Consider the following 10,988-nt stretch of genomic DNA (forward strand, 5'->3'; position numbering starts at 1 on the left):
TGACCCTCTCAGGGGTGATGCGATCCAGGTCAGACAGCTCGTAGGCTGGTCCGGTGATCTCGGCCGTCTTGAACGCCCTCTGGGACACGCTGGCCCGGGGCGACGCGGACCCGCCGACTCCTCGCTCCCCCCGCCTGCGCTGGCCCATGCCCCGGTGGGCGGGGCCGCTGCCCTTCCGGACGATCGACGTGGTCCGGGTCGGGGACCTCGTCCTGGCCGGTCTCTTCTTCGGCTCGACGCTCTCGGAGTTCCTCAGCGCCAACGAGCTGCTCTGGGCCACCCGCCCGCTGGTGGGGTTGGAGGTGCCCCCCCTGCTGGTCTACGTGGCCGCTCTGGCCTTCTCCGTGCCGCTGGCCCTGCGCGACCGATGGCCGCTGGCGGCCTGGCGGACCGCCGCACTGTCCTACCCGTTCGCGATCTACGTCACGACGCGGCTCAACCCCGACGATCTGCCGTACTCCACCCCGGCGGCGATCACCTATCTGCTCGTGCTCTACGCCGTGGGCCTCCGCGCGAAACCCGCGGTCTCCCTGGTCGTGTGGTTCCTCACCGTCCTCACCCTGTGGGTGGGCAACCCCGACACGGGCGTGGTGATCGAGATGATCGTCGTGACCGTCGCAGTCCTGTTCGGCTACAACGTGCGCGTACGGCGCAGCGCCACGGCCAAGCTGGTGGAGGGGGAGCGGCGCACCGAGCTCGCCGAGGGGGCGCAGGCCGTGCTCGCCGAGCGGACGCGCATCGCCCGCGAGCTGCACGACGTGGTCGCCCACCACATGTCGGTGGTCGCGATCCAGGCCGAGGCCGTCCCGCTGGAGGCGCGGGGCGACCCCGAGCTGCTGGAGAAGGGCCTGGCGCAGATCCGAGGGCTGTCACTGGAGGCGATGGCGGAGCTGCGGCAGGTGCTGGGCGTCCTGCGTGATGAGGAGGGTCGCACCGACACCGCGCCGCAACCCGGCCTGGACCGGCTGGAGGACCTGGTCGCGACCACCCGCGCGGCCGGGATCGCGGTCACGGTCAAGCGCTCGGGCCCACTGGAGGGACTGCCCTCGGCGGTGGAGCTGGCGGTCTACCGGATCACCCAGGAGTCGCTGAGCAACGCGATGCGGCACGCGCCGGGTTCGGCCGTAGCGGTGGAGATCACGCGGACCGCCCAGGAGGTACGGCTGCGCGTCGTGAACGGGCCGGGCGGCGCGTCCCCGGGACCCACGGGGGCCGGGCACGGCCTGCTCGGCATGCGCGAACGCGCCACCCTGCTGGGCGGCACGCTGGAGGCGGGACCGCTGGCGGGCGGCGGGTTCGAGGTGCGGGCGGTCCTGCCCGTGCCGGACGAGGGAGAGGTGCGATCGTGATCCGGGCGCTCATCGCGGACGATCAGGGGATGGTGCGGACCGGGTTCACGGTGTTCCTGAGCAGCCAGCCGGACATCGAGGTGATCGGGGAGGCGGCGAACGGACGGGAGGCCGTCGAGCGGGCGGCGCTGCTGAAGCCGGACGTGATCCTCATGGACGTGCGGATGCCGGAGACGGACGGCCTGCAAGCGACCCGCCAGATCCTGACTTCTGGCGATTTTTTACCAAAAATCTTGATCTTGACCACTTTCGATCTGGACGACTACGTCTACGAGGCGTTGCGGGCCGGGGCGAGCGGGTTCCTGCTCAAGGACGCCTCCGCCCTGCAGCTCGCCGAAGCCGTCCGGGTGGTCGCGGCGGGTGAGGCGTTGATCGCCCCGGCGATCACCAAGCGGCTCATCACCGAGTTCGCCCGGCTGGGCGGCCCCCGCGCGCCGACGGTGCGGCGGCTGGCCGAGCTGACCGAGCGGGAGACCGAGGTGCTGACGCTGATCGCGCAGGGCCTGTCCAACCAGGAGATCGCCACCCGGCTCATCGTCTCGGAGCAGACCGTCAAGACGCACGTGGGCCGGGTGCTGGGCAAACTCGACCTGCGCGACCGCGCCCAGGCGATCGTCTACGCCTACGAGACCGGACTGGTGCGGCCGGGTGAGTGAGTCCCGCTGGCATGTGTCGCCGCTGATGCTTCAGCTCATCGACGTGGCCGTGGCCGTGACGCTGTTCTTCGTCGCCCTGGACGGGCTGATGGACGCCCAGGCCCAGAACTACCTGCGATCTCCCCAGCCCTACCTCGGCTGGCACCCCCAGGACAACGGGCTCCTGTCCCTGGCGGCCGCAGCCACGACCCTGCCTGTGATCCTCCGACGGCGTTGGCCGCTGCCCGCCTGGGCCCTCACGACACTCGGCCAGGTCTACTCCATGGGCCCGGTGCTCCACATTCAGGATTCCGGGCTCACGATCGGCGGCCTCGCCGCCTATCTGCTCTGCCTCTACACCGTGAGCGCCCGCCACGGCTGGACGGTGTCGATCGTCGTGGGGGCGGCGTCGACGGTGTGGGCCGCGGCGCATGCCGACGCTGACATCGTCCTGCCGCTCCTGGTGCCCGCGGTGGTCGCCGTTGGGCGGTTCGCGCAGGCGCGCCGCCGTACTCTGGCGCGGCTGGAGACCCAGGCCGAGCAGGCTCTGGCCGCGCAGGCGGTGGCGGAGGAGCGGTTGAGGATCGCCCGGGAGTTGCACGACGTGGTGGCCCACCACATGTCGGCGATCGCCATCCAGGCCGAGGCCGTGCGCATTCAGGCCGACGGCGACGCCGTGCTGCTGGCGGCCGGTCTGGCCGACGTGCGGGCGGTGTCGCTGGAGGCGCTGAGCGACATGCGGCAGATCGTCGGCGCCCTGCGTGAGGCGGCCCCGCCCGGCCTGGAGCGCCTGGCGGAGTTGGTGGAGTCCGCCCGCGCGGCCGGGCTCACGGTCGAGGTGTCGGGGCCGCCGGACGGGATCGCGGCCGAGACGGGAGCCGCCGCGTACCGGATCGTGCAGGAGGCGCTGAGCAACGCGATGCGGCACGCGCCGGGCTCGGCGGTGTCGGTGAAGGTGCGGCGGACGGACGCGGCCCTGCTCGTCCACGTGGCCAACCGGCCGCCCGCCCGTCCCCCGACCTCCGGCGGGGAGGGAGGTCACGGGCTGAAGGGCATGCGGGAGCGCGTCACGCTGCTCGGCGGCACGCTGGAGGCCGGTCCCACACCCGAGGGCGGCTTCGCGGTCACCGCCAGCCTGCCTGACCGCCGTACCCCCTGAGAGTGACGCGCGAAGACCACTCCATCCGGCGACGCGGACGACCAGGCCTGATTCGTAGCTTCAGGTCCCTCATCCACAGAGGGACAGGAGGATCCGATGATCAGGCAACTCATCGCGGCGGGCGTGGTGGTCCTGGGGGCGACGGGAGCGGCGCAGCCCCCGGCGGGCGAACGGCTCGTCAAGGTCTACGGCGATCTCGCCACGGCCGAGCGGGTGGCGATCATCGTGCCCGGCTCGGACACCACGGCCGCCACGTTCGAGAACAGCACCCACCGTCCAGGCGGCGCCGCGCGGGCCCTGCTCGCCGAGGCCCGCCGCCTGGACCCCGGCGCCCGCGTGGCGGTGGTGGCGTGGCTGGGCTACGACAGCCCGGCCACGTGGAGCACCGATGTCCTGACCGAGGGCGCGGCCGACGACGGCGCGCGGGCCCTGCGGCAGGAGGTCACCGGCCTGCGCGCCCGCACGAGTGCCCCGATCAGCCTGCTGTGCCACAGCTACGGCTCGGTGGTCTGCGCGAAGGCCACCCCCGGCCTGCCCCTCGCCGACGTGGCGCTCTTCGGCAGCCCCGGCACCACCCGGCCCACCGCCGCCGCCCTGACCTCCGGACCCGCCGACCCTTCCGGACCCGCCGACGCCTCCGGCGGCTCCTGGTCCTCCGGTGGTGAGGCGCCCCGGGTGTGGGCGGGGCGGGGGGACCGCGACTGGGTGTCGTACGTGCCCGATCTGAAGCTCGGCCCCTTCGGCTTCGGCGGCGACCCGATGGACCCGGCCTTCGGCGCCCGCCTCTTCGCCACCGGCCCCGGCGGGCACAGCGACTACTTCACCCCCGGCACCGCCTCCCTGCGCAACCTGGCTCTCATCACCCTCGGCAGGGCGGCGGAGGTATCGCATGGCGGAGCCGCTCGCGCGCCGGCCGCTGGGCCTGGCACGTGGAGAGGATGTCCACCTACCCGGTCTCGGCGCCCTGTCCTGGATCTTCCAGGCGCTGGCCCTGTTCTTCTTCGTGATTCGCGCTGCTGACCGCGTGCAGCCCTCTCCTCCTGCGGGTACGGCCCGGCGTCGCCGTCGCCGCGATGGTCGCCACGGTGGCGGTCGTCGACGTGGCCCGCTTCGTCCTCGGCGCTCCCCGAGCAGGTCGGCTGGCTGAACCTGCTCGCCGGGTGGCTGCCCTGCTGCTGCGCGAGCCGCTGGCCGCCCTGATGCGGCGGCCCCGGCTCTGGGCGGATGAGACGGGGATCCGCTGCCTGGCCTACGTCGAGGACCGGCGGCGGGACTCGGCATGGTCGGCACCCCGCATCCGGCCTTGATCGGTGCCGCCAGGACGACTAGCCTGATCGCCGTGCTGCCGGAAGGCGGGGCCGAGGCGATCGCGTCACGCGGGAAGAGCCCCGACCACGACGAGCTGCTCGACCACGCCGCCATGGAGTTTGGGACCGACTGACGATGAGCGCGGAAGAGGATTTCAAGCAGGTCGGCGCCGAGCTGGCCGACCTGGGTGTACGGATCTCCAGGATGATGGGGAGTCCCGCGCTCAAAGATCAGGCGGGGAAGGTGTTCGCGAGCCTGCAGCGCGACGGCGCGATGGTGTTCCGGCTGGTCAGGGACACCCCCGAACACACAGCCGCGCTCCAGCTGGCCGGGGCGTCCCTGTTTGACCCCTCGGGGCAGGGCAGGGCGATAAAGGACTGGGTGGTCGTGCCCCACTCCTCGGCCGAGAAATGGACGGATCTGGCCGAGGCCGCCCTCAGCCGCCCACGCTGATCAGTAGGCCACGTCGACGGTGTGGCGGTGGGTGCCTGAGTCGGGCAGAACGCGGAGCACGGCGTCGGCGAGGTCGGCGCGGGCGATGGTGGAGCCGCCGCGCACCGCGTCGTCGATCCGCGTGCGGTAGTCGCCGCGCGCGGGGCGGTGTCGAGCAGGCGCGGCAGGCGCACGATCGTCCAGTCGAGCGGGGCAAAAGACCAGGTCAGCGGCTAGATGACCTGGTCTGGGTAGCGCCCTGCAGGATTCGAACCTGCGACCGTCGGATGAGAAGCAAGATCGTTTGCTGATTCGTGGTGTCAGTCAGTGTCGGTCCGTCCCGCGCTGGGTTGATTTCAGTGTCCGACCGCGACGGGACCTGTCAGTACGTTCCGGGGCGGACGAGCACGGGCCGAGCACGGCTGACCCACCGGTGCACATCACGCGTCCGTGTCACTGATGTGTACGAGCAACATGGCCAACGCCGTGAAGTATCAGGTCAGCTCTGTGTGATGAGTTTTGATGCGGTACAAGGTGAAGCCACCTCCGTTCCGCAGGAGCGGCCGCGACCCGTGCCGCTGGGGACAATCGATGGAGCGTCATCAGCCGGTGGCGCGACAGGGAGGGTAAGAGAGTCATCCTGCGCAAGGAGTAACCGAGCGATGACCCGCTCCGATCCCGGCCATGTCTCCAGCGTCCTCGCGCTGCTGGATGATCTGGCGGCCTTACAGCGAAGCAACGCCGACGGCGTGATCTTCAGCGAGATCGTCTTTACCGAGCCCGGAGCGGTCATCACCGCACGTTGGCCTGACGGCTAGACGAGTAAGTCCTAAGTCGGGTTAGTGGTCATAGGCGATCAGTGACCGGGTGACGGGCTGGCCGGTAGCGCGGTTGTGCCAGATAGCGGCGGTCAACGCCAAGATGCGCTGGGCGATGCGCGCGCCGACCCCCTCAGGGCTGCGTCCGCCGTGGAGTTCCAGGTCGAGTTGGCCTTTGAGGGTGTCGTTGACCGATTCGATGAGCTGGCGGATGGGTTTGAGGAGCTGCTCGCCCGGGCGGGGTGTGCGGTTGCGGTAGGACGGCCGCAGCAGCCGCACGCCCCGTTCGGCCAGGTAGTGGTCCAGTTCGGCCGAGACGTAGCCCTTGTCGGCGATGATCAGCAGCCCGGGTCGGGTGGCGAGCAGATGCGGGTCGTGGTCCAAGACGGCCATCAGCACCTGCCGTTCGTCGATCTTCGGGGTGGCCAGGGCCCAGGTGATCGGCAGTCCGGCCGGGGTGCAGACCAGGTGCAGCCGCAGACCCCAAAACCAGCGGGAGTGGGAGCGGCAGTAGCCGTAGCCGGCCCAGCCGGCCAGGTCCGAGCGCTGCGTGGTGGGGCGGGAGCGGCCGCATTCGACCGGGGTGGAGTCGACCACCCAGACCGGGTCGGCCCACAGATCGGTGTCGAGGGCCAGGGCCCGGATGGCGCGCTGGAGCAGGGGCAGGGCCGCGCGGAGCCGTTTGTTGTAGCCGGATTGGCCGGGCAGGTAGGGGAAGGCGCCGGGCAGGTGCCGGGGGACGAACCGCAGCCAGCGGGCCTCGGAGCCGATCCCGAGCAGGACTTGGGCGACCGCTAAGGTCAGCAGTTCGGCGTCGGTCAGCTTGGGTGGGCGGCCGAGGCGGGGCGCTTTGCCGAGCCAGTCGTCGATCTTCACGTACAGTGCGGTGAGAAGGGTGTTGAGGTCTGTCGTCACAAACGGATCATCAACACCCTTCGTCGTTCCCGCAGCCGAAACGACTTAGGACTTACTCGTCTAGGTGCGCAGCGCCACTGTGAACCTGGACGTCAGCCGTGAGCAACTGCGATCGGCCTTTCTGCCTCACGCACTGCGCCCTGAGTTCGATCATCACAATGACACGTTCTGGGTACCGCAGGACAGTGACCCACCCGCACTTCACTACGCATGGATGCTCGCCGACATCGCCGCCTACCCAGATGCGTGGCAGGGCTATCAGGTCGGTCGGGCCAATCGAGTATTCCTGGCCCGCATCACCACCGACGGCCTTCGACGAGCCCACGTTCTTGTGCGCGTCAACGGTGGAGACGGCCACGAGGAGGAAATCGACATCGCCTGCGGCGCAGAACCCGATGTCGGGCTTGGGTACAGCATCGTCGATCGTGCAAGCCGGTCGAGTTCGTAGTCGTCGCTGCGCTTGCCGCCGTGGTGCGCCCCAGACCGTCAGCAGGCGTCAGTTCCATGGCCGGAATTCTCCGTATCTCGGCTGGACCCGAGGCCAGGCTCCCTGCGCTTAGGGGCCTGTTCAGAAGTGGATCAAGGTCTATCGACGAGCTTGATGAGGTGTCGGGCGGTGCCGATAGGGTCGACGATCTGAACTCGACCGCGTGGGCGCAGGTAGACACGGTTGGCGCGGGAGCCGTTGGGCGTTCACGGTGGCCTTCCGCGACGGGGCGAGGCGCGGCCTGGAGCCTGGCGTCATCTCCGCGATCGGCGCATGACCGGGCGCCGATCGGGGTGAACGGGACGCTGACCAACTCCGCCACCTTCTACCCGTTCGGGCCGTTCGAGAGCGGGAAACGCGGCCAAGCCCCCAGCCGTCTGGGTCGATTCACCCGCCGCACATCCGCCGGCCACCGCGAGGGCGACCTAAGGTGAAGGGAGACGGTGCATCAGCACCGCCGGGCGAAACGGGGTGGCGGGCATGGAGCTACGCCAACTCCGTTAACTTCGTGACGCTGGCCTGACAGCAACCGGCTCTGACGAAAGGAGCCGACCGTGCTTGACAAAACCGTACTGATCATTCGATTTCACTCGCTGGGCGGTGAAGACATCTCCATGATCAGTGGAGATTTCGACGGAGAACAAGGGGCGTTGGAAGTGATCGCTCGCGCTCTTGACGAGCGGCGCAGCCTGGTGTTGACCCGGGCCCGGTACGACCGTGAGACCGAGATGAATGGCGTGGTCATCAACCTGGCCAACGTGGTGTTGGTACGAGTGTCGAAGACGGACAGCGCCGAGGCGGGGCAGTACCTGTAGCGGGAAAACCCTTAGCGGACCGATCATCATGCAAGCCCTGCAGGTTGCCTGTCAGTCCAAGCGCCGCTGAGCGACTACAGCAGGATGCGTTTGCGCCTTGCCTGCCTGGGATGGAGCTGGACTCTGGCGAGTTCGTGCAGGGCTCGCAAGGCACCGGTCTGCCTGGCCAGGACAAGAGCCTGACGGGCCGTTTCGACCGCCCGCTCGCGCTCGTGGGCATCGGCGTACGCATGGGCCATGCGAGCCATGGCATAGGCGGTAGCGTAAGTCGACAGCGCCTTCGGCGGTTCCTGTTCCAGGATCTCGATCGCGCTCCGGGCGTAGCCGAGGTCGACGAGACACCCGACGCACAGCGTGTTGTGGGCTTCGATGGAACAGTCGAACCGGTAGCGCGTGTCGTCGCCCGGTTCCGCGAGTGACTGAGCGGACTCCTCCAGGCGCCGGCGGCACATGTCCCGGTCCCCGGCGAGGGCGTGACCTTGCGCTTCATGATGCCGGGACAGTGCGTCCATCCGCGGGGGGAGGTTGACGCGTTCACGGGCGGCGACGGCGAGGTCGACGATCTGTCCGGGATCATCGGCGGTGTCGGAAAGACCGCCCCGCTGGGCGAGTGTGTAGGCCTCGAGCAACGTGTCCGCTGCTTCACGAGCGTCGCGTATGGCCTCATCCGACCACACCAATGCCCCGCCCGGGTCGCCGGCCTCGTGGTGCATGCGACTGATCAGCTCCGCGTTCTCCGCAGCGAGCAGCAGAAACGCACGCCGTACAGGCGAACTGGCATCACGGTGGAATTCCTCGATCCCCTCGAAGACAGGCCGCAGGACGTTGATCACGTCGGCAGGTCGGAGATCGGTTCGGGTGTAGGCGTCAAGGACCGCTTTGAAGTAGCTGATCGTTCCGTCGTCGGCCCGCTGGGGGGCCTCGATCGCTCGGCCGGTACGTTCCTCCTCTTCGGCGGTGAACATCCCCGACAGCAGTGGAATGCCTGTCAGATAGTGCCACAGGGTGGTGCCAGCCGCGTCTCCGACGAACAACTCCGCCTCGTCCACGCCGAACGCCCGGCAGAGCAGCTCCGAATACCGCTCGTCGGGCCGCCGCTCTCCAGCCTCCCAGAGCCGGATCAGCCAGGTGAGCGTCTCAAGGGTGGGCAGCCGATCACGCGTCGCCTCGTCCGCCGCATCGGCCAGCCGTTTCCCGAGCTCCCTGCGGCTCCACAGCCGCGCGCGGCGCAAAACTTGCAGACGGGCAGACCATATCGGAACATCGATGGCAACCATTGGTATTTCTCCCACCGTCCGAGCGGGTCAGCGACAACCCCCTCGTAGGCATTTGTTCCCATTATCCGCTTTCTGGAGCCGCCTCGATAACCCCGAACCTGAAGATGCGCCGAACAGTGTCATACGCCCCGCGGCGCCTTCCGGAGAAGGTCAGCCTGCCGCACCATCAGGCATGCGAGTCTCGCCGGGTTGCGTCCACGGAGGCCCAGGACCGGCGCGTTGGCTCTCACGGTTAGCTTCCCCATGCGTCTCAGGAAAGCAGCAGGCCGCCCCGCTCTACGTGGGAACTGCCGGACTGGTCGGCGTGTCGCCCAGTCAGGTGTCACCTGCCACTCGCCGATCGCCGTCACCCTGACCCTGCGCATCCCTGTCTGCGCCCGCCGATCAGGTGCGTGGCGAGTTTGTCGCCGTTCCAGGAGGCGAGTTCGGTGCGGACCTCGTCGACGAGTGAGGGTCCTACCGTCGCTCACCAGCGAGCCCTTGGGCCGACGGCGGAGTGGTGTAGCCGCCGGTTGTGGTCAGAGGGCGATGGAGCCACGGAACTGGAAGGAGAGCAGTCGCCGACGATATGGGCGAGCCGTCGCCCGATGAACGCAGGCGCAACACACCGTGCCCGGATCTCCCCGGGGAGAGCAACCTGGGCTCGTAGGTTGTGAGCAGGCACGATGTCGAGCCGAGGAGTACGACAGATGACCAGCACGCCTTCATCCGAGCTCGCGCAGGACACCATCCGCTCGGGGCTGTGGTTGCCGCTTTTCGATGAACTCGCCGATCCACTCGTCGTCGCCCGGCTGGCGGCGGAGGCCGAGGAAGTCGGGTGGCATGGAGTGTTCGTGTGGGACCACCTGCGCTGGAGTGAGCCCGTCGAGGAAATCGCGGATCCGTGGATCACGCTCGCGGCGGTCGCCACCGCCACCGAGAACGTGCGGATCGGGCCGATGGTCACACCGCTCCCTCGTCGCAGGCCCGCCAAGGTGGCCAAGGAGACGGTGACCCTCGACCAGCTCTGCAATGGCCGCCTGACGCTCGGCGTCGGCCTCGGCAGCGACCGCTATGGCCGCGAACTGTCGATGATGGGAGAGGAACTGGACGACCGGGTGCGAGGCCGGATGCTCGACGAGTCGCTCAGCGTGCTGGCGGCCGCGTGGTCGGGTGAACCGGTGTATCACAGGGGCGAGCACTACAAGCTCGACGGCATCAGGCTGCTGCCCAGGCCGGTGCAGCGACCGGGGATCCCCGTGTGGGTCGCGGCGCTGCCGGGGAACTCCAGGCCGTTGCGGCGGGCCGCCCGTCACGACGGGTTCTTCCCGGTATTGGTGGCCGGTGTCGACCAGTTCGCGGAGATGGTGGGCAGCGTCAGAGAACTGCGCGCGGCCGAGGGTAAGGACCCCGCGGCGCCGTACGACATCGTGGCGGCCCTGGTGCCCGGCACCGATCCCGCGCCGTACGCAAGGGAGGGTGCGACCTGGTGGATGACCGAGTTTCCGATGGGCGCGGTGTCCTTGGACATGGTGCGCGGCGTCCTGCGCGAGGGCCCCGTAGGGCGGTGACCCACAGCACAGGTCCCCTGCAAGCAGTGCGGAAACGGATTCTGGCCAAGGCGCCAGATCGGGACCTCGGAATAATGTGAAGCACTACCCAGCCGCTCCGAAGCCATGATCGACCTCATGACCCGCCGCCTCGCCGGAGAAACCACTCCCACCTGGCGCGACACCTGAACCTAGGATCAGGCAGGACGAAACACCCTTTGAGAACACATTTGGTCAATCCAGCGGTCTGGCGTAGATAATCGT

Annotated in this window: 12 protein-coding genes and 1 pseudogene; 11 read left to right on the forward strand and 2 right to left on the reverse strand. The window is 69.1% G+C overall.

The features are described 5' to 3' along the window. The first annotated feature begins 53 nt into the window (after positions 1–53). From H4W81_RS49110 to H4W81_RS01080, 8 genes and pseudogenes are all read left to right on the forward strand, one after another. A complete protein-coding gene (locus H4W81_RS49110; protein ID WP_192773059.1) occupies positions 54–1,349 on the forward strand; it encodes a sensor histidine kinase in 1,296 nt (431 codons plus the stop codon). Further along, complete coding sequence (locus H4W81_RS01050) at positions 1,343–2,005, forward strand: response regulator (RefSeq protein ID WP_192780531.1); 663 nt, start codon at positions 1,343–1,345, stop codon at positions 2,003–2,005. The genes H4W81_RS49110 and H4W81_RS01050 overlap by 7 nt, the downstream gene beginning before the upstream one ends. After that, positions 1,998–3,143 (forward strand): sensor histidine kinase, encoded by a 1,146-nt coding sequence (locus H4W81_RS01055; protein ID WP_192773060.1) that lies wholly within the window; start codon positions 1,998–2,000, stop codon positions 3,141–3,143. Before H4W81_RS01050 ends, H4W81_RS01055 begins: the two co-directional genes overlap by 8 nt. A 96-nt stretch (positions 3,144–3,239) precedes the next feature. Next, the gene (locus H4W81_RS01060; protein ID WP_192773061.1) at positions 3,240–4,163 is read left to right on the forward strand and encodes an alpha/beta hydrolase; all 924 of its coding nucleotides are present in this window, start codon (positions 3,240–3,242) and stop codon (positions 4,161–4,163) included. Positions 4,164–4,216: 53 nt separating this feature from the next. Beyond that, complete coding sequence (locus H4W81_RS01065; RefSeq protein WP_192773062.1) at positions 4,217–4,450, forward strand: hypothetical protein; 234 nt, start codon at positions 4,217–4,219, stop codon at positions 4,448–4,450. Further along, a pseudogene (locus tag H4W81_RS01070) lies at positions 4,411–4,584 on the forward strand (argininosuccinate synthase); the annotation flags it as partial. The gene H4W81_RS01065 and the pseudogene H4W81_RS01070, both read left to right, overlap by 40 nt. Before the next feature lie 2 nt (positions 4,585–4,586). Next, positions 4,587–4,904 (forward strand): hypothetical protein, encoded by a 318-nt coding sequence (locus H4W81_RS01075; protein ID WP_192773063.1) that lies wholly within the window; start codon positions 4,587–4,589, stop codon positions 4,902–4,904. Between the two features lie 641 nt (positions 4,905–5,545). Further along, a complete protein-coding gene (locus H4W81_RS01080; protein ID WP_192773064.1) occupies positions 5,546–5,701 on the forward strand; it encodes a hypothetical protein in 156 nt (51 codons plus the stop codon). Between the two features lie 21 nt (positions 5,702–5,722). On the opposite strand, the gene H4W81_RS01085 is transcribed toward H4W81_RS01080, so the two are convergent. Then, positions 5,723–6,616, reverse strand: coding sequence for an IS982 family transposase (locus tag H4W81_RS01085; protein ID WP_192773065.1), 894 nt, complete (start codon positions 6,614–6,616; stop codon positions 5,723–5,725). Between the two features lie 79 nt (positions 6,617–6,695). Here H4W81_RS01085 and H4W81_RS01090 point away from each other — a divergent pair, with 79 nt between their 5' ends. Both H4W81_RS01090 and H4W81_RS01095 read left to right on the forward strand, forming a co-directional pair. Continuing rightward, positions 6,696–7,064 carry a hypothetical protein gene (locus H4W81_RS01090; protein ID WP_192773066.1) on the forward strand — a complete coding sequence of 123 codons (369 nt, stop codon included), beginning with the start codon at positions 6,696–6,698 and terminating at the stop codon, positions 7,062–7,064. A gap of 593 nt (positions 7,065–7,657) precedes the next feature. Continuing rightward, positions 7,658–7,918 (forward strand): hypothetical protein, encoded by a 261-nt coding sequence (locus H4W81_RS01095; RefSeq protein WP_192773067.1) that lies wholly within the window; start codon positions 7,658–7,660, stop codon positions 7,916–7,918. Positions 7,919–7,992: 74 nt separating this feature from the next. On the opposite strand, the gene H4W81_RS01100 is transcribed toward H4W81_RS01095, so the two are convergent. Further along, a complete protein-coding gene (locus H4W81_RS01100) occupies positions 7,993–9,195 on the reverse strand; it encodes an NsdA family TPR-like regulatory protein (RefSeq protein WP_192773068.1) in 1,203 nt (400 codons plus the stop codon). 689 nt (positions 9,196–9,884) lie between these two features. Between H4W81_RS01100 and H4W81_RS01105 the strand changes: the two genes are divergently transcribed. Then, a complete protein-coding gene (locus H4W81_RS01105) occupies positions 9,885–10,745 on the forward strand; it encodes an LLM class flavin-dependent oxidoreductase (RefSeq protein WP_192773069.1) in 861 nt (286 codons plus the stop codon). Positions 10,746–10,988: the final 243 nt, after the last annotated feature.

It is taken from the genome of Nonomuraea africana, from assembly GCF_014873535.1.
In the GTDB taxonomy this organism is placed as follows: Bacteria; Actinomycetota; Actinomycetes; order Streptosporangiales; family Streptosporangiaceae; genus Nonomuraea; species Nonomuraea africana.

Coding starts and splice junctions, on each gene's coding strand:
- H4W81_RS01060 (WP_192773061.1), top strand. CDS start 3,240: ATGATCAGGCAACTCATCGCGGCGGGCGTGGTGGTCCTGGGGGCGACG.
- H4W81_RS01065 (WP_192773062.1), top strand. CDS start 4,217: ATGGTCGCCACGGTGGCGGTCGTCGACGTGGCCCGCTTCGTCCTCGGC.
- H4W81_RS01075 (WP_192773063.1), top strand. CDS start 4,587: ATGAGCGCGGAAGAGGATTTCAAGCAGGTCGGCGCCGAGCTGGCCGAC.
- H4W81_RS01080 (WP_192773064.1), top strand. CDS start 5,546: ATGACCCGCTCCGATCCCGGCCATGTCTCCAGCGTCCTCGCGCTGCTG.
- H4W81_RS01100 (WP_192773068.1), bottom strand. CDS start 9,195: ATGGTTGCCATCGATGTTCCGATATGGTCTGCCCGTCTGCAAGTTTTG.
- H4W81_RS01105 (WP_192773069.1), top strand. CDS start 9,885: ATGACCAGCACGCCTTCATCCGAGCTCGCGCAGGACACCATCCGCTCG.